Here is a 19,640-nt window from a genome sequence, read left to right on the forward strand (position 1 = left end):
TTATTTCAATTTGATGATTACGCGCATGCTATCTAAAAATATTATTGTTTTTGTGGGCTGTTTATTCAGCCAAATCTGTTTAGCCCAGACAGACCAGACATCTGATTTAAAAACATTCAGATCGGCTGAGAGCAATCAGCCCGGCAAATTATTTCCCCAGGTAAACAATGAAGGCAAAGTACGGGCAAGTCTATATGCGCCGAATGCATCTAAAGTCCAGTTGGATCTGGGCGGAAAAAAATATGAGATGACAAAAAATGAGGCAGGCCTTTGGACGGGTGAATCTGACCCACAGGACGAAGGTTTTCATTATTATCAACTTAATGTGGATGGAGCTTCAATTCCGGATCCTAACAGTCGTTATTTCTACGGCGCAGGGAGGCTGGGCAGCGGTATCGAAGTTCCGGCTGATGATGAAGCATTTTATGCCTTGCAAAAGGTGCCTCATGGTATGGTGAGTGAAAATATTTATTATTCTGATTTAACTAAAAGCTGGAGAAGGTGTTTCATCTATACCCCGGCAAGTTATTACGAAAACAACAAATCGCGTTTCCCTGTGCTTTACCTTCAACATGGGAGCTTTGAGGATGAAACGGGCTGGGTTAATCAAGGGAAAGCAAATTTAATCCTGGATAATTTAATTGCACAAAACAAGGCAAAACCGATGATCATCGTTACGGATAATGGTTATGCGTTTAAGCCAGGCGATAAAGAAGCAACTCAAAAGGGACAGGGCGTTTCAATTTTTGAAGATGTACTGATTAAAGAAGTTATCCCCATGATCGATAAACGCTTCCGTACCCTGGCAGACCGTGAACACCGGGCTATTGCCGGGCTTTCGATGGGTGCAAATCAGACCATGCGCATCGTGATGAGAAATCTGGATAAGTTCGCTTACTATGGCGGCTTTAGTGGTACCTCAAATTATCCCAACACAGATGTAATTGATCCGAATGTATTTATGGATGGAAAGTTTAAAAATGGAAATGAAGTGAACAACAAACTTAAGCTATTTTGGCTAGGGTTGGGAACCAAAGAACCGGCTCCTTTTCCTAAATCTGTTGGCGCATTCAAAGCGATGTTAGATCAGCAGGGAATCAGTTATACTTATTACGAATCGCCGAAAACAGCGCATGAATGGCTTACCTGGAGACGCAGCCTGCAAAATTTTGCGTCTTTGTTGTTTAGATAGGTTATTGACCCGAATTTGATCAATATTTGCACAATTATCTGTTTTTTATTGCTTCAGGCTAGGCGTCGTGTCATGAGAACGTATCAAAAAGATTTACGCTGACTCACTAAGCAAATTATATTCGATACGTCGTCATCCCCAATTTAATTGGGAATCCTAATGCTATTGCAGAGCGCTTTAAGATTAGCTTCGCTTAACACTCCGTGGTTCCCGCCTGCGCGAGAATGACGTGAAACGAAATAAAATTCTGACCTTAAAATGCTAGGTTTTACTTTTGATACAGCCTGATCTTATTTTGGACTGACTACTGGGATGGTCTTGAAGTATCATTTCGACCGCAATGCAGAACCCGAGGCTCTGCGAAGCAAAATCTTTTAAATTTGATTTCAATAACTCGTCGCAAAGATCTCTCCATTTCGCTGCACTACAGTCGAGATGACGACCATTCTATTGGAGTCCATCAATGGTAGGGAAATAAGTGCTTTTATTAATGTATTGAAATGGTCTCGACTACGCTCTCAGACTGACACACGAAGTAATTTTATTTAATTTAAACAGGTTCTACCTTATCATCTCATTTTCTATTGGCCCGAGGTAACTGAGCGGTAATTTATCTTTATAGATGATTATTTTTTCCAGAACCACTGCCGGATCAACCATCCATATTTTTACGGTGTGCCTACCAGGACTTTTAAGAGAATGTGAAGAAGTAAGCGTTCTGGCATTATCTTTCACTGCGTTTGCCCAACTGGCATCAGATCCTGAGGCACTGGGCTTGGCGATAATCGTCAGGATTTGAGGTGCTGCGCCATCTATAGAAATGCCAACGCTTAAACCTTCGGTCGAGAAATTTACCGTTGGCCCTACCACCAAATCAATTTTAACCTCACCGCTTTCAGCAAAGAAAACAGGGTATTCCAAGGTAGGTGTACCAGGCTGATTAAGCGAAGCGGTTGTCACCGGAAACACCGACATGCCTGATGTTCCTCTTCCGTAACCGGGGATAGCCTCCCAGCTTACCCCATTTCTGGATACTTTTTTGCTTGCCTGAAAAGCCTCGAATGCAATAGGCGCACCTAAACTGGCAAAGGTTCCTTTAGCTTCTGCCAATTGTTTCGGTATTGCCTTATTGGCTTTCACATTAACCGCCACCGTGGTCGTGTCACCAGATATCAGAATTTTACCTTCGTGTTTCCCACTACTGAGTTTGGCCCAGTCAATATCAACTGATACTCGGTAATCATTTGTACCGGGAACACTTTCTTTTTTCAAACTGATCCAGGAATCGGCTTTTAGCTGGAAATTGGTGGGCGCTGTCCCTTTTGCAAAAACTTCAAAGTAAGACTGCGATTTATTTAAAGATTCGAACTGCGGAAGCATAGGCGCGGAAACATCTGATGGCCAGCTATCAGTTGAACCATCAACTGCTACTCCGAAGCCTGCTTTTGAAGAAAGCTGGATTTCTTCTGCTTTCGGCATGATGTTTTTCTTTGGATCATTCCAGCTCGTATACCCAATCCTCACCTGATCCATCATATGGTTCCATTTACCGCTAGCAAGCTGATGGTTATATTCATCGCTAAGTTGTTGATCCCGTTTAAAAAGATCAAGTGCAACGTTTCGCTGAAGATTAGTAGCTGCCCTTCCCTGTTTAAAATACAGCCGGTTTTTACCAACCGCAATGTATAAATCAGTAACCGTTTTCATCGCCTGGATGGGATAATAGACCAATTGATAAAATGCATCTTTATATTGCTGAGGCAACTGCTTATTCACCTGTGCTGCCCTGTTGTTTAATGCGCTCCATTCCATAGTTACCCGCTTCGCTTCATTGAAATTGATCAGGCTAAAAGTTTCGGGACTCAATAGTTCAGGTTTGCGCCTGGTGGTATATTTGGAGTATAAGCGCACCAAATCTGCAATTTCTTTTGCCTGGCCCTTTCCAAATTCGCGTACTGCCCACTGCTGAAGAAAACCTGCCAGCTTTTCCCGGTTCATCGCTTTAGGGTTCCAGGCCATCCGTAAAAAAAATTCTATGGGAATCTCCATTGGTTTCAGATCACCCACATTGACTACCCAAATACGGTCGGCGCCATAATTATAGGCTAGATTCATCTGCTCCCAAACTTTAGGTAGCGAGGTGGTATTTAGCCATTTATAATTTCTGGGTGCGCCAACATAATCGAAGTGATAATATATTCCTGATCCACCGCTCCGTTTGCGCTCCTGCGCAGTTGGTAAATGCCGCAGGTTGCCCCAGTTATCATCAGCCCACAACAGGGTAATATCATCAGGAACTTTCATTCCGAAATCATAATAATCTTTAACCTCTTTATATAAGGCCCAAAGCTGTGGAATTTTTTCTACTGGCTTTTCCATATTTTCAGCAAGGATTTTGCGCTGGTCGGTTATGATATTTTCCAGCAGCTTTACATTAGATGCCATATCACCACCTTCAACCATCGGTTCGTCGCCGTCTCCACGCATACCCATGGTTACCAGGCTTTCGTAGTTTTTGTTTCTTTTAATCCCCTCTTGCCAGAAAGCATTCAAGCCCTTTGGGTTTGTAGCATAGTTCCAGGCGCCAACCCCATGTTTTTTCCATTCCTGTTGCGCGCGGATCATCGGTTCATGATGGGAAGTGCCCATTACAATGCCATATTCATCGGCGAGACGTGGATTTTCGGGATCATCTTCATTAAATGCATTACCCCACATGGCTGGCCATAGGTAATTGGCCCTCAGGCGGAGCAGCAACTCAAACATATGGGTGTACATCTTACTGTTCATCCCACCAAACTTTTCCTTGGCCCATCCGGTCATTGCAGGAGCTTCATCATTAATAAATATTCCGCGGTATTTTACTGCAGGTTCTCCTGAACTGTAACTGCCGGAAAGCGCATAAGCACTTTTACGGGTTTTAGGTGGAACATCAGCCCACCAATACCATGGCGATACGCCTAACTGTTCTGATACTTCGTATATGCCGTATATGGTTCCCCTTTTGTCACTTCCGGCAATAACCAATGCCTGATCGACGCCAGGAAATGGATTTTTAATAGTTGATATGATGAAACTCTCCCATTTACCAGAAATGGTAGCACTGCTAAGCTTGCCTGCTGAAACCAACTGATCAATGAGTTTACTTTTACCAAGGGTTCCGATGATAATAACAGCTTTCTCTGAGGGGTTAATGTTTTTTAATGCTGGCTTTAGGCCCGATACGCTAAAAAAATCCTGACTTAAATCGCCAATTGCCCTGATCACGCCTTTATAATCATTCTCATCATAAAAAACATTTGCTGCTTTCCCTTCTTCAATCAATGCAAAATCATCTTCATTCCTTCTTGTTTCTTGAATAAATTGCTTCTCCAAACCCAAACTTGTCTGTGCTTTCGTGTAATTAACCCAAATAGTTAAAAGGATAAAAAACGTAAAGAAAGTCTGGCTTTTTTTAAAAGAATTTACTGTCATTAGGGAAAGAAATTAGGTTCGGGATTAATCGTTATTTTTTTAGGCTAGAGCGCGATATTTTAGCGATGGAAGCAAGCTATTAGCAGTGGGATTTTTATCTCCGAATAGGGCCTGAAAATTATTCAAGAGCTTAAAAAGAAAGAATAAGTAAGTATGGAATTAAATTTTAAGAGTTCATTTACCAAAAATCTTCTGAACAAAAAGGGTATGCATTTTTAAAAAACGAATGAGCGACATCAATTGATGCCGCCCAACTAACTAAACCAAAAGTAATTTTAATAACCAGGGTTCTGGTAAGCCTTTTTTTCATCTGCACTCATCTGCATTCCATCTATTTGCGCCTGAGGAATAGGGCGTAAATATAAGTTAGGCGTAATGGTACGGGTTACGGTTTGTGGCGTGTGATCGCCGTAGGCAGTTCCTGCTATGGTAAACGTAGCCGCAAGCTCGCCCCATTTCTGCGTACGGATCAGATCGTACCTGCGGTAACCTTCAGCATAATACTCTCTTGAGCGTTCGGCCAAAATATAATTAATATCTATTGTAGCCGGTGTAGCCGCAACCATCGCCGCACTGTTATCTGCAACTTTAGCCACATTCCCATTGTTATCAAAACGCCATTTACCGGCTCTTGCACGAATTACATTGATGAGTTCGCGGGCACTTTTGCCAGCTTTAGTTGTTGCTCCTTTCACCGCTGCTTCTGCTGCAATAAAATAAAGCTCAGAGAACTTAGCTACGGGATAAGGACGTGTACTACCTGCATTTGGTTGTCCTAAACCGGTACCGTTATCGGTACGGTAAGGACCTAATTTCCAAAGGCCCGGATAAACGATTCTGCTGATTCCACCAGGAGCAATCACATAATCAGCTCTTCCAGGCAGAACACCAGCACCAACACCACTTACTCCAGCACCTGTTGGGTAAGCAATTGTAGCATCATCTGCGTTTAGAAAGCTCAATACTGCATCTCCTGGTACTATTGATAATCCGTTTGCGTTAACTAATGATGTCGGCGCACTCGAAGGTGGATTGTAACCTTTAGGCCAGTTACCTCTGTAAACCGTGGTGAAAGTACCATCATATCTCGAATCGAGTGTTTTATCGGCAAAGGTATTTTTCAATACTTCAATTGTTGGTGCCATACGGTTCCATGGGCGGCCTAAATGCTGCTCGGCCTCACGTTGAACAGAACTAATGCCTCCACTACGGATATTGGTATAATTCCAGGTCATCATCCAGCCCGAAAAATTATCAGGCGCGCCGCCGCTTCCAAAGGTTAAGCTACCACCATTAAATTTCTCACTGGTTTGCGTATGATCGGCATATAATAATGTTTCTTTATTGCGGTCATTCACAGCCCAGTTTACATCATAATAGGTATCCATCAGCCCAAATGTACTTGGGTTCTCAATTGCAGCAGTAGCAATATCATAAGCTTGCTGAAAATAGTAGTTGGCATCATGTCCGTCAGGGTCAGTTCTTGCAGATGCGGGATAGGTTGGAATATTATTTGGATTTTGTAACCACCAGGCATAAGTTAAATAAGCTTTTGATAAAAATAGCTGTGCAGCAACCTTGGTTACACCACCGGTAACCCTTCCTGTTATGGGTAGGTCAGCAACAGCTTTTATCAGATCGGGAAATACAGCTTTGGTGTAGACTGCAGGTACAGTATTTCTTACAGAAGTTCTTGACGGATTGGTATTAAATTTTAATTCTCCTGCACCTAAATCAAGTGGAACACCACCAAAAGTTTGTACCAAAAGAAAATAATCAAAAGCACGGAAAAACCTGGCTTCGGCTACCAAAGCATTTGATATACCTGCTGCACTGGCATTTTCGATGATGCCACTGGCATTGTTAATGTTCGGAAATGCTTCACTCCACAATATACTGCTCGGAAAACTTGTTGATAAGATAGAACCCACTCCAGAGCAGTCCATATCTTTAAAGTTTCCGTCAGCATCTTTGCCCCAGGTGGCCTCATCGGTCCCGGTGATTAAAGAATTGTAAAAATAAGCCTGACCATAGATGTTCCTCAAATGGGCATACATAGAAGTTAATCCACCGTTTACACCTGTTACCGTTTTAAAATAATCAGGCGTAAAGGTGCTGCGTGGTTCTTCTTCCAAAATTTTAGAACAACCTGAAATGATGACCATCAGTAACCAAATGGCTGCGACGGCTTTTAATTGTATATTTTTCATATCCTATTTATACTAAAATGTTAAATTAAGACCTGCAACATAATTGCGGGTTGAAGGTGTATTGGTACCAATAGTTAAAATTCTTCGCTGATAAGAATTAACAGCCTGGTTTTCATCGCCATACGAATTCGTTTCCGGATCCATACCAGACTCCCTGTGGTAAGGAGAGAACATTACAAATGGATTTTGCACCGTTAAATACATGCGTAGCTTTACATTCGAATTTTTAATCAGATCCCTGTTAAAATCATAACCAAGAGAGATGGTTCTGATTTTCAGGAATGAAGCATCGAAATAACCTAGCGTACTTCCGTATTTAGGGTTATCGCCACTGGCAATACCACCTGGTTTAGGATACTTGGCATCTGTATTGTCAGGTGTCCAATAATCTACCTTAACATTATTTCTACGACCTGTTAATAAATTCAGATAGCCTGCTGAGCCATAAAGCGTACTTACCAATGTTCCGCCACTTTTAAAAAGCCCCACAACATTCAGGTCAAATCCCTTGTAGGCAACCCTTGTATTAAAACCGCCGGTAAATTTTGGATCAATATCGATAATTTGTCTGTCGGCCGCACCGATAGCCCTTGTCGGAGCACCGTTTGCATCGTAGTCTCCGGTATATTTAACTTTGATCATACCGACATTACCACCTGGTTCAAGCACATTTAAGTAAGGATCTCCTGCCTGCCATAATCCGATTTTTTCATAGTCATAAATGGCATTGATATTATGACCAACAAACCATGCATTTCCTTCATCGCGGGTTTGTCCGGATGCCAGGGCAGTCAATTTGTTTCTGTTTGCCGTAATGTTGAAACCTACATCCCAGGTCCATCCACCCTGATTTTCAAGGATTACCCCATTTAGACTCAACTCCCAGCCTTTATTCTGTGTTTGGCCAATATTAGCCGTATAGCTACCTACACCCGCAGTTGACGGTAAGGCCACGCTAAGCAGGATGTCTTTGGTTTTGGTGTCATAGTATTCAAAAGTACCGGAAATGCGGTTTTTCAAAATTGAAAAATCCAAACCATAGTTCCATGTTTCAGAATATTCCCAACCTAAACCCGGACTTGGAAGCTGAGATACATAATATCCGGTTGCATAAGTATTATCGCCGAAATTATAGGGGCGGGTATTCAACAGCCCAAGTGTTTGATATGGAGCAACAGCCTGGTTGGAAGTTTGTCCGTAACCAACACGTATTTTTAATTTATCAATTACGGTAATGTCTTTCATAAAAGATTCATTCATCATGTTCCATCCCACAGAAACTGCAGGATAGGTATGCCACTTGTGTCCTGGCGCCAAACGCGATGAGGCATCAGACCGAAGGGTAGCACTTAATAAGTACTTATTATCATACGAGTACATAATCCTTCCCATGTAAGAAACCAACCCGGTAAGGGTATAGAGTGGATTTTGAGGGGTACCGCTACCAATGGTGATCTCGCCGTTTGCCTGCCCAAGATTATAAAACTGGAAAGCTTCAGAAGGGATATCCCTGGCGGTCATGGAAGAAGAATTGAATTTATTTTGTTCAGCAGAATATAAAGCAACCGCATTGAAAGTATGCTTTCCAAAACTGCGGTCGTAGGTCAATAAATTCTCCAATGTCCAGTGGTAGGTTTGCGAGTTACTTACGCCTGCAGTAGAAGGTGTAGTGGCTGTAGTATTACCTACCCCAACACCAGTGAAGTTGCCATTGTTGCTCTGGATAAAATCTAATCCCAGGTTGGCGCGGTATTTCAATCCTTCAACCCAGGGGATTTTAACCTCACCATATAATGAATTATAGGTAGCAAAGCCACGGGTCTCATTCAACCACTTATCATGCAAATCCTTTACAATGCCATTGGTATAAACAAAGGCTTCATCTTGTGGCATCCTTACGGTGCGTTTTAAACTACCATCTGCATTATAAGGATTCGAAATAGGAGTGTTACTCAAATTGCCATAAATACCAACCTGGTTGCCCTCACTGATATTGTAATTATTGTTGGTGGTAAATCCAACACGGAAAAGCTTACCGATTTGCTGATCAAGCGATGCTTTCATTGAATATCTGGTGTATTGCTGCGTAGGTATTAAACTCTGGTTTTTATAATACCCGCCACCAAAGCTATAGTTGCTGGTTGCAGAACCACCGGTTACACCCAAATCATGACTGGTTACAATAGCACTTTTATTATAAAACAGATCCTGCCAATCTGTATTTACATCATTGGATTCATCTACACCAAGGGTTGTAAATAACCCTGCGGCTTTCCTTAATGCAATAAATTCAGGTCCGTTCATCATCGGATATTTTGCAAATAAGGTTTGCAAACCTGTGTAGGTATTGTAAGAAATTTTTGCTGGTGCACCAATCTGTCCTCTGTTGGTGGTTAATAAGATTACCCCATTGGCACCTCTTGAACCATAGATAGCCGTAGCAGATGCATCTTTTAAGATATCGATACTTTTAATATCGTTAGGATTAATATCGCCGATTGAGCCAGGAAATGGAATCCCATCCAATACCACAAGCGGCTCATTACTTGCCGAAAGTGAACGTTGACCGCGAATGAGGATTTGCATGGTTGCACCTGGTTTGGTTGAGGTTTGGGAAATATTAACACCTGCTAAACGTCCCTGAATAGCCTGAGCGATATTTGGTGCCGGCACTTCACGGATTTTTTCTCCGCCAATTGAGGCTACAGAACCTGTAACAGCCTCTTTGCGTTGAGTGCCATAACCCACCACAACCACCTGGCCCAGCTCTGCTGCGCTTGGCTGAAGGGTTACATTTATAGTGCCCTGACCTTTCACCGGAACCTCTTTATTGGTATAACCTACGAAAGAGAATATTAAAACGGGGTTTGCACCAGTGGTGGTAATGGAAAAACTTCCGTTATCCTGCGATGAGGTACTGGTGTTAGTTCCTTTTAAAAGGACACCCACACCTGGCATTGCATTACCTTTTTCATCAACAATCTTCCCTTTTACCACAGTTTGTGCCTGCGCGATAAAAGCTGAAAATATTAGTGTTGCCAATAACATCACCTTGGGGAGATACCTGAAAAATTTCCAGCGCGACGTTACAGAAAATTGTAAAATTTCACTTCTCATAATTAATGGTTTATAATGGTTAAAGAATAAAGAAAAGACCAGCTGTGATTTGGAAAATCAGCATGTACATGATTACATCACACACCGAAAATTAATGAGCAATATCTTGCTGGTTCAATTCAGATTTATTCTGCGATAAAGATATTTGGATTGCTCATCTGCTTATGATTTAATTGTACATATTAATAGAATAAATGTTCAAATCGAAAATGGGCTATGATTAAATGAGGAGCATAAAAATGGAACTGCAAAAGAAGTTATTTATCAGACAAAATTTTGCTGTCAGAATAAAAATACGTATTATTAAGAATAAAAAAGCAGAGTTAAAAACAGCCTCAGACACAAAATAAAGCAATTTTTAACCAAAAAACATACCTTTTATATTTACTTTTAAAAGCTAATTTAGACTATAATCTTCATACCTAATATGCATAAAAATGATTACGAAAAAGGTATAAATTTAACAGAAAACGCAAAAAATCTGCTTTATGCAATCGGTTGAATTTTTGTTTTTATTTTAAAAAACCAGCTAACTAAATAACCGTATTATACTATAATCATCAAATTTATTCTACAATCACACAGACCTATATAATGGTCGTCATCCCGACCGAAGCCACGCGAAGTGGAGAGATCTTTGTACTAAACTATTAAAATCAGATTTAAAAGATTTCTCCCCGCCTGCACGGGCAGGCACTGCGGTCGAAATGACGTTTTTCTATGAGAGATTCTTTAGCAACCTGGTGCCATTAATCATTCACATTAATTTATAAAATAAATTGTTTCGAAGTAAGACAGCAAGATGCTATGCATATTTCTAATAAAAATTTAAATAGGCTAATTCTTAAAGTTCATAGCCACGCTACGACCAGAAACAAAAGAATTTCCACAACTAAAGCTAATCTTTGCTATCTTTCCCGGCAGAAATTTTCAGTTATACATATGCTATTTATTCACTTCCGCTTCAAAAGGAGAAGCCGGTAATCCTGCTTTGTTGTATAAGTTAGCCCGATCCGGATTATCAGCCCATGCATAACGGACAAAGACCGGCTTTACCACCATAGGGCTAGAAAGCAAAACTTGATCTCCTACGACCCTGGCTTCGGCCCAATAGAACACCTTATCCTCACCCGCAAGGGCGAAACCGCTCAGTTTGTCAGCTCCTTTTATCATTAACCCAGATGAACTGTGGTCAAAATTTATGGCCAATTCAGATCCATTTAATTGATTTGATTTGTAAATAGGTCCTGAATAGGCAATCTGCTGATCATGGTAAGCTAAATGTTCGGCCCATAGTGCCAAACGTTCACCCACATCTTTTTTATCCAGCGGATGGATATCATTCCACTCGCCAGCATCAATGGCTACAGCCATCCCGGTATTGGGTACAGCAAGTGCCTGCAGCTGGCTTTGCCTAAACTGCGCCCAATTGCTCTCTTCCGGCAAATAGTTGGCTTCCATAAAATTAGGCAACTGCGCATAAATAAAAGGCAGATCTCCTTGTTTCCATTTATTACGCCAGTCTTTTATCAGTGCCGGCAACAATTGCGCATATGCTTTCGGATCTCCGGTATTCGACTCGCCCTGGTACCACACAAAACCTTTTATGGCAAATTTTATGGCCGGCGCAACCATGGTATTGAATAATCCGGTTGGCTCATTCTGTGCAACCAAGGGCATCTCGGCGTCGACACGAAAACCTGGGTTTTGCCTGGGTTGTGCATAACCGACTTCGAAACTCCATTCTCCACGTAAGTCTATTTTTTTATCGGAAGTGATTAAGGAATAATTTTTATCGGGTACAAAGCCGCCTTTACCACTGTTACTGATGACCTTAACGATAAGAATATTTTTTCCTGTTTTCAGTAGTCCGGCCGGAATAACATACCTGCGGGGTGGATATTGATAGGTCGTATTGCCGATAAATTTACCATTTAGGAAAACCGAATCTGCATCAATAATGCGTCCGATATAAAGTTTAGCTTGCTGTCCGCTCATTTCAGCGGGAATCTGCAGTTCTTTTCTGAAATAAAAAATCCCGTTAATATTCCGGATTCCCTGATCAGCCCAGTAGCCAGGCATCCAAAATTTTCGCCAGCCGCTGGCATCAAAACCTGGATCGATCCATTTTACCGGACCTGAAAGTCCTTCGTCAACTATCGGAGCTGATGTTGCCGGCCTGGCCAAGTTCTTCTCTTTAAGCTTGCTCTGGTAATTGGCCATAAAAACCGAATCCCTAAAATTGTTTATTTTTTTTAATTGTTCCGGATTTGTTAAGAATGCATCACGGCTCATCCAGGCCTCAATCGGGGTGCCCCCAACGCTTGAATTGATGATACCTATAGGAATATGATATTTTTGAAAGAGCGTTTTTGCAAAGAAATAACTGGTACCTCCAAAACTTAATATATCTGCACCAATGGCAGGAACCCATTTTCCGGGAGGAAGATCTGCAGCTTCTCCTGATAAGTTTGCTTTAGTAGGAACAAAAAAGTTCCGGATTAAAGGAAAATGATCCTTTTCAATCACCTGTGGATAAGCTTCTTTTAACCGTTCCATCGGTAAGGCCATATTAGACTGCCCTGAACAAAACCAAACATCTCCCAGCATGATATCATCCACGACAACTGTATTTTCACCTTTAATAATCATTTTAAAAGGACCACCAGCTTTTATTTTGCCCATTTTCACCGCCCATGATCCCTGATCATCGGTGGTAGCTTTATAGATTTTCCCGTTAAAACTGATGGTTATTTTTTCTTTTGGTGCTCCCCAGCCCCAAATCGTTAACGGAGTTTCGCGCTGGAGCACCATGTGGCTGGATACCAATTGTGGCAGGGTAACTTTAGCAGAGACCGAAAAACTGAAAAGCAGTACCCAGGTTAGCACACAAAAAACCAATTTTATTTTCATATTCTTAATCAATTCCCAAAACTATTTAACCGATCTAAGCTTTTTTTTTCCATTTGAGTATAATACGGCCATTAATGTTCAAAATTGCTTAGCTCAACAGGAATAATCTTCATCATATTTTTAAACAACCTGGCTTAATCCAACCTGATATGGAAATAATCAAAATCTGCGTACCCACCAATTTGTTCCGTAGCATAGTTGAAAAGACCAAACCGATAGCCCATAAAATGCGGTAAGGTGTAAGCCATTTTTAGCTTTTCGCCAACCGTATTCCATGATTTACCATCTAAGCTGTAAGCGAAAGAAGCCAGGTCATGACGATCCTTAAAATCACAACTCACCTTTAAATAAATTTTTTGCTGGTTGAGTGGAATTTTGATGCTTTCTATCGGCTGATTATCGTTTACTGTAGTCACCACGATAAATAAACCTTCTTTTAAAGATTTAACGCCAATCCATCCATACTTTTTTTGAAGCAATAACATGCCGGTGCAATCCCCAATTTTCATATTTTTCAGATCGATGCTGGTTTCAGCTGAACTCGCCGGACCAACTGTTCTTTGGGTAAGGGTATTTCTGGCCGAAAGCACTGAGCTATCAATCCTGGAGGTTTGGATGGTTAGATAACCTTTTCTTTTGGTGAGCGACCAGTTGGCATCATCTGGATTATGGTTCCATTGCCATACTTTTTTGAGCCCTTTCCACGCTCCTTCACCATCGAAATTATCAGAATCTACAATACCAGGAATCAGGCTTTGATTTTTAGCCAGCTGAAGTGTATCCGGAACTTTTGAATTTACGCCCAGAACCGGCCAGCCCTGCTCCCATTTAACCGGAACGAGATAAGGAATCCGGCCAACTGCACCGTAATCGCGAAAGAGGTATGAAAACCACTCACCTTCAGGGGTACTGATCAATCCACCCTGCGCTACTCCTTTATCCTGAAGACCGATTTTCCCCGTGTAGGGCCCCATTAGTTTGTCGGCTTTATGAATAATTACGGTACGCATACTGTTTTTTGGCCAGGTAATATTGAACAGATAATATTTGTCTTTTACCTTGAAAAGTTGAGAACCTTCAGCAGGCAAACCTGGGTTATCGCCAGCCACCTGCGTGGCATTTTCGATCAATACCTGAGGGCTTGAACCAGTTTTTATGCCAGATAAATCGGTATTTAACTCCGCAAGCATAATCTTACCTGCGCCATAAACCATAAATACCCTGCCTTTTTCAAAAAACAGGGAATGATCATGAAGTGCAGGACTAAAGGCAGACCTTTTCCATGGGCCTTTTTCAATATCTTTAGTAGAATAGATGTATGTTTTGTTGGTTGTACCAGAAAAAGTACTCACATAAAACCGGCCTTCATGATAGCGTAAACTACTGGCCCACGATCCTCTCCCATAATCATTTTTGCCATGAGTTAAATTTAGCTGATCGGTGTTGGCAAGGGTATCATAAACATAAGTTACCATCTTCCAGTTTACTAAATCAGTAGACTTCATAATCGGAAGACCTGGACTCATGTGCATGGTTGTACTGCTCATATAATAGGTTTTTCCTACCCTAATGATCGATGGATCGGGTACATCAGCAAAGATGATGGGATTTGTGGCCTGGCTATGGGCTGAAAAATGGAACAATCCATTTAAAAGCACTACACACAGATAAAATACTAGATTTTTCATAATTGGGGTAAATTGATTTACTAAAATAGTGATATCATCATATAACCTGAGTTTGATTATTAATATTGCCTCTAAGGAGCTTATACCATCTTTTTGATTAATCGACCGTCACCCTGATCCGATAGCTATCGGATTTATTTCAGGTCTTTCCTGCTAAAAAGATGCTGACCACGAAGTAGCTGCAAGGCCATTGAAAATATTATTTCTACTTGTAAAACAAGTTCAGCATGGCGAATCGTTCAGGGATAGGTCGTTTATAAGACAGTATTTTAATAAATAATTATCGAGTTCAGGTTATAAACTTCGCTAAAGTTTGTCACGTTGTGATAAGCTTAAGAAATATCGTCATTGCGAGGAGGAACGACGAACCAATCTCTGCCGGGATTGATTCTCGCTATAAAAGATTGCTTCGTCGGCTGAAAAAGCCTTCTCGCAATGACGGTTCTTCTAAGAGAACCATATCTTTTATTCTCTTCTCATTAATATATCTTAAAAGATATCGTCATTCCCAATTAAGTCGGGAATGACGATTCTTCGGGGAGAGCTATATCTTTAATGCTTTTTAAACAAAGTTATCAATACAAAAAAAGGTTATTTGCCTTTAAGGGCTTCTGCAACACCTACATAAGCAGGTTTACGCACAAAACCTCCTGTCCACAATCCAATTGGCTCATCAGGTCTCCAAAATGAACTGGCCGGGCTATCTAAAGGGCTCCAGATCGTAATGCCATAACGTTGAGCAGGTGGTATAATCTCAAAATATTTATCAATCACATATTTGTACATATCTGCCTGTGCCTTGTATTCTGCTTCGGTTACTACAGCTATCTTTTTATTCGAAACGCCAAGATCCAGTTCAGATATCTTAACCACCTTACCTGTAGCAGCCAACAATTTAAACATTTCGACTATTTTCCCTTTATCAGTTTCTGTACCCATATGCATTTGCGTACCAATGCCATCTACCTTGGCGCCTTTGCTTTCAATATATTTTACATACTCAATCAGGCCCCTGCATTTATCAAGACTGCTTTCCAATCCATAATCGTTTATAAAATGAATATCAGTGGCGTTACCGTACTGGCGTGCAAGCTTAAATGCAGTTACAGCATAATCTTTACCCAAATAATCCTGCCAATAAAATTCGTCAGCAGCTATATTCGTTTTACCTACGCCTGTCTTCAACAGTGATGGATCAGGCCAATCAGACATTGGCTCATTAACCACATCCCATGCTTTTACATTGGCTTTACTAACAGCAAGCATTCCGGCAATCCACTTATCAAGGGCAGCGGTTAAAATCGTTTTTTTCTCATCGGCTGTTTTTTCAATGATCTTATCGCCCCCATTTGGATTTACCCTATTAATGGAGATTTTATCCATAGAAATTTTGCCGGCATAGGCTCCAAAGCTAAAAACCAAACGTGTTCTATCACCAACAGTGATGGTTTTTTCCAGTTGTACCAACTTCCAATCGGTTGAAACATCAAAAGAACCAAAATCATCTGCTCCGTAGCTTTTGGTTTCTTGTGCAGCTACTGAAGCTGTTCCAGCTACACTTCCCTTCACATAAAAGCTGAGTTTATATTTTGAAGCATTTTGAAATGGAGTTGTAAAATCCATCGCAGTCTGTGCTTCCCAGGAATTAACTGCCTTAGGATTAGACATATTAAGCGCATAACCTGTACCACCATATCCATCACCCTTTGCCGAAACCTCCCTAACAGAACTATTTCCCCAGCCAAACCAACCTGAAATATTTCCCGATTCAAAATCACCGTTGGTTATCAGGTTATCCTCAAGCGCAGGCCCGCTGGTTCCTTTAATTATGGTAGGTGCGATTAAACTGTTCAGGTATTTGGCATTTTGGTTGGCATGCCAGCAAAGGGTATGTCCATACACTTCCATTCCTGAACTTTTAGCATTTTCGAGTAATTTCTTCACATTATCAAAATCCATACTGCCATCATCTTTCACAATAGCGCCATGTTTCATTTCATAACCGATTACAATCTGGTTAAAATTGTTGTTCGCCAGGCGATATAATACCCCTTTGTTATTGTATTCGGTAAGTGAGGTGGCTACTCCAAATTTAAAATCAGGATTGGCCGACCAGTTGAAGTAAGATTTTAAGGCTTTGTAAGCGTCAATCTGTTCCTGTGCAGCTATTGATGCAGGTTTTTCGACAGAAAAATCAAGTGCTTCCTGCTTTTTGCAGGATACCGATAAAACCGGAAGACCGATAATTAAGGCAATTTTATAAATATTTTTCATCTTGATTGCATTTTATTTTTTAACCGGATTAAAGGTTTCCATCGTTACGCCACGGTTACGCATTACGAGCGTATCGGTAGTGGCTACAGACATATCGCTGAGGTCGATGTTGTAGTTTAGGTAAAGTGCATCCCTGTCCGTATTTCCCCAGCTGTTCTTTTCGCCCCTTTTGATAAATTTGCCATTTCCATTAGCTGTAAACGTATTATCGGCAGCAGCCACCGTACAGTTGCCTGAATTATCGAAAGTAAGCAGCAATTTGCAGGTGATATTGCGGTTGTCTTTATCTTTAAATACCGCATTAAATGTATTGGATTTTAAGGAAGTAGTTACCACCTGATTAACCTCATCACTTTCAACAAAGGTCATGTGCCGGCTAATAGTTTTATTCAAACTGGTATTGCCGTTTTTACCACTGATTACATCTTTACCGCGGCGCAGGTAATAGCCGTGCCATGGGTTGATGTATTTGATGGCATACAAAGTATAGTTCTTGGCTTCCAGTACCTTATCAGCATTTTGTACTGAAGTCATCCGGAGCGGAATGACGTATGTATTTTTCAACGCGAGCGGATCGGCAAAAAAAGCGTCGGTAAGCTGTACCTGGACTCCTCCGGTAATTTTACCTTTTGGTATCGTAATAGAACCACCCTGAAGGCTATAGTAGTTTGCCGGCATGGCCACCACATTTTCTGCACCGCCAAAAGTAAGGTTGCTGGCCAGGGTATTATCTACCGCCACACCAATACTCACATCATTTTTAACTTCATATACACCACCCGTTGTGGCCATGATTTCGCAACGGTGCAGGTTGTCCAGTGAGGTATCATATAAATCCTCACCAAGGGTAATGGTACGAACAGGACTTTGGTATGCAAAATAAACGGTTTGGGTTCCATAATCGGGAAATTCCCATTCCTGATTTTTGCATGCCCCTAAAAATACGGCCACTGCCAGCAAAAATTGGATTCTCTTTTTCATTTTCTTTAATTTTAATCCTGGTTATGAATTACCAGCCTGCGTTCTGGATGAGATTATTGTACTTTAAAATTTCACTATAAGGTATTGGCCCATAAATCATATAAGGCTGATATACCCGGTTCTCTACATTAATCGGCGTAAAAGTCGTTCCGCTAATACTTACCCCTTGAGCCACTTCGGTCAGGCTGGTATTCCATCTACGCAAATCCCAGAAACGAAAACCTTCAAAACATAGTTCCAGGCGGCGTTCGTTCCGGATCAGTTCTCTCATTTTTACCTGATCTGATTTGATTGATTCCAGGTAAGGATCGTTATTATTGGTACCTACACCTGCTCTGCGGCGGATCGCTTTGATCACATCATAAGCTGAATAGGCATGAGTACCCCCATTTAAAGGGCCCCAGGCTTCATTCGCGGCTTCAGCATAGGAAAGATAAATTTCGGTATACCTGATACGTGGGTTATAATGTTTCTGGTTGGTGGTTGATGAAGGGTTCAGGTTCACATCCTGCCTAAGCAACTTACGCATATAATAGCCGGTACGGGTAGAAGTCTCCACTTTATTCAGCGCATCATTGGTAGGTCCGTTCAACGTTGTATTGATGGCGGTCCCGGCTGTTCCGGCAGTACCGCCATTCACGAGGATGTATAACTTCAACCTGGGATCACGGTTATCATAAGGGCTGGATGCAGAAAAGCCACTATTCGCTTCCCCTATCGGATATCCATTGGCCATTGGGAATGCGTTCACCAGATTTTGTGTCGGATTGACCCGACCACTACCAAAAAGTGTTGGTGGAAAGTTATTTCTTTCTAAATCGTTGCTATTGCCCACATCGCTGCGCCATAAAATTTCGGAAGGGTTTACACCCGATGCCAATCCTTCAATACCAGCATCCTTATCGTACCATTTAATGTCATTTGCATTCAGGTTCACCAATCCACCACGAAGGTCGATTACAGCTGCAGCATCATTTGCTGCTTTTTCCCATTTAGCAACAGCTGAAGGGTTAAACGCAGGACTTGCAGCCAGCAATGAAGCTTTCGCGCGGATAGCTTTTGCAATACGAGCGGTTACACGTCCCCTGAAATAATAACCAAAAACACGGTTATAGTTATCTTTTCCTACGCCAGAATATTTAGCAGGGATCTGCGCATCACTCGCAATATCCTCAAAATCAACAGGTAATAGTTGCTCAGCCATATCCAGATCGCGATAAATCTGCTCCATAGTCGCATCAAATGTGGCTCTTGGTTTATTGAAATCTGCATCCTGCCCTTCGGGTTGCAATACCACAGGAATACCTAGCAGTTGCCCATTATTGCCCTTCCCAGCGTGCGCCTGCAACAGATAATAATTAAACATGGCGCGAAGCGCATAGCCCTCTCCTTTCATACGATCGTTAAACATGCGGTTAATATTGGGCTCAACGGCCCATTTCACCTGATCTGTTACCGAGAAAAATAGGTTGAGGTACTGTATAGCAGCACGCGAATTGACCCATTGAGAAAGCGGGTTATTTATCGCTGTCCATTGGCCTGTAGCAATTTTCAGGTAAGCGTTATTGCGGTCATTGCTTACGGCATCATCAGTAGCCACATCATTAAATGACCAGCTATTGGTGGGGATACGTGCATAACCGTTCAGCAATAAACCCTGTGCATAGGTTGCGTTGTTGTAGGTACTTTCCAGATCAAGATTATTCTCAATTTCAGGTTTTAACATATCCTTGCAGCCAACAGAGAAAAGCAGTACTGCCAAACCGATCAGAAGTTGTAATTTTTTCATAT

9 protein-coding genes are annotated in these 19,640 nt (G+C 41.5%); 1 reads left to right on the forward strand and 8 read right to left on the reverse strand.

The genetic code is table 11. The features are described from left to right. Positions 1–13 precede the first annotated feature (13 nt). On the forward strand, positions 14–1,192 hold the full coding sequence (locus BLR60_RS22005) for an alpha/beta hydrolase-fold protein (protein ID WP_208600698.1): 1,179 nt from the start codon (positions 14–16) through the stop codon (positions 1,190–1,192). A 561-nt stretch (positions 1,193–1,753) separates the two neighbouring features. Here the strand turns inward: BLR60_RS22005 and BLR60_RS22010 are convergent. The 8 genes from BLR60_RS22010 to BLR60_RS22045 form a co-directional block, all read right to left on the reverse strand. Then, a complete protein-coding gene (locus BLR60_RS22010; protein ID WP_090503868.1) occupies positions 1,754–4,666 on the reverse strand; it encodes a glycosyl hydrolase 115 family protein in 2,913 nt (970 codons plus the stop codon). A gap of 275 nt (positions 4,667–4,941) precedes the next feature. Further along, positions 4,942–6,876, reverse strand: a complete 1,935-nt coding sequence (locus tag BLR60_RS22015) for a RagB/SusD family nutrient uptake outer membrane protein (RefSeq protein WP_090503871.1) — start codon at positions 6,874–6,876, stop codon at positions 4,942–4,944. Positions 6,877–6,888: 12 nt separating this feature from the next. Beyond that, positions 6,889–9,993: a SusC/RagA family TonB-linked outer membrane protein gene (locus tag BLR60_RS22020; protein WP_090503873.1), complete on the reverse strand. Its 3,105-nt coding sequence runs from the start codon at positions 9,991–9,993 to the stop codon at positions 6,889–6,891. 945 nt (positions 9,994–10,938) lie between these two features. Continuing rightward, positions 10,939–12,906 (reverse strand): sialate O-acetylesterase, encoded by a 1,968-nt coding sequence (locus BLR60_RS22025; protein ID WP_090503876.1) that lies wholly within the window; start codon positions 12,904–12,906, stop codon positions 10,939–10,941. Between the two features lie 134 nt (positions 12,907–13,040). Continuing rightward, the gene (locus tag BLR60_RS22030; RefSeq protein WP_090503878.1) at positions 13,041–14,594 is read right to left on the reverse strand and encodes a glycoside hydrolase family 43 protein; all 1,554 of its coding nucleotides are present in this window, start codon (positions 14,592–14,594) and stop codon (positions 13,041–13,043) included. A 591-nt stretch (positions 14,595–15,185) separates the two neighbouring features. Beyond that, on the reverse strand, positions 15,186–16,868 hold the full coding sequence (locus tag BLR60_RS22035) for an endo-1,4-beta-xylanase (RefSeq protein ID WP_090503880.1): 1,683 nt from the start codon (positions 16,866–16,868) through the stop codon (positions 15,186–15,188). Positions 16,869–16,880: 12 nt separating this feature from the next. Continuing rightward, positions 16,881–17,849, reverse strand: coding sequence for a DUF5627 domain-containing protein (locus BLR60_RS22040; RefSeq protein ID WP_090503882.1), 969 nt, complete (start codon positions 17,847–17,849; stop codon positions 16,881–16,883). A 28-nt stretch (positions 17,850–17,877) separates the two neighbouring features. Then, complete coding sequence (locus BLR60_RS22045; RefSeq protein WP_090503884.1) at positions 17,878–19,638, reverse strand: RagB/SusD family nutrient uptake outer membrane protein; 1,761 nt, start codon at positions 19,636–19,638, stop codon at positions 17,878–17,880. Positions 19,639–19,640 lie beyond the last annotated feature (2 nt).

It is taken from the genome of Pedobacter terrae (assembly GCF_900100705.1).
GTDB classification, from domain to species: Bacteria; Bacteroidota; Bacteroidia; order Sphingobacteriales; family Sphingobacteriaceae; genus Pedobacter; species Pedobacter terrae.

What these genes read in the sequence shown, in the direction of transcription:
- BLR60_RS22010 (WP_090503868.1), bottom strand. Translation starts at nt 4,666, where the DNA reads ATGACAGTAAATTCTTTTAAAAAAAGCCAGACTTTCTTTACGTTTTTT.
- BLR60_RS22030 (WP_090503878.1), bottom strand. Translation starts at nt 14,594, where the DNA reads ATGAAAAATCTAGTATTTTATCTGTGTGTAGTGCTTTTAAATGGATTG.
- BLR60_RS22040 (WP_090503882.1), bottom strand. Translation starts at nt 17,849, where the DNA reads ATGAAAAAGAGAATCCAATTTTTGCTGGCAGTGGCCGTATTTTTAGGG.
- BLR60_RS22005 (WP_208600698.1), top strand. Translation starts at nt 14, where the DNA reads ATGATTACGCGCATGCTATCTAAAAATATTATTGTTTTTGTGGGCTGT.
- BLR60_RS22035 (WP_090503880.1), bottom strand. Translation starts at nt 16,868, where the DNA reads ATGAAAAATATTTATAAAATTGCCTTAATTATCGGTCTTCCGGTTTTA.
- BLR60_RS22025 (WP_090503876.1), bottom strand. Translation starts at nt 12,906, where the DNA reads ATGAAAATAAAATTGGTTTTTTGTGTGCTAACCTGGGTACTGCTTTTC.
- BLR60_RS22045 (WP_090503884.1), bottom strand. Translation starts at nt 19,638, where the DNA reads ATGAAAAAATTACAACTTCTGATCGGTTTGGCAGTACTGCTTTTCTCT.
- BLR60_RS22020 (WP_090503873.1), bottom strand. Translation starts at nt 9,993, where the DNA reads ATGAGAAGTGAAATTTTACAATTTTCTGTAACGTCGCGCTGGAAATTT.
- BLR60_RS22015 (WP_090503871.1), bottom strand. Translation starts at nt 6,876, where the DNA reads ATGAAAAATATACAATTAAAAGCCGTCGCAGCCATTTGGTTACTGATG.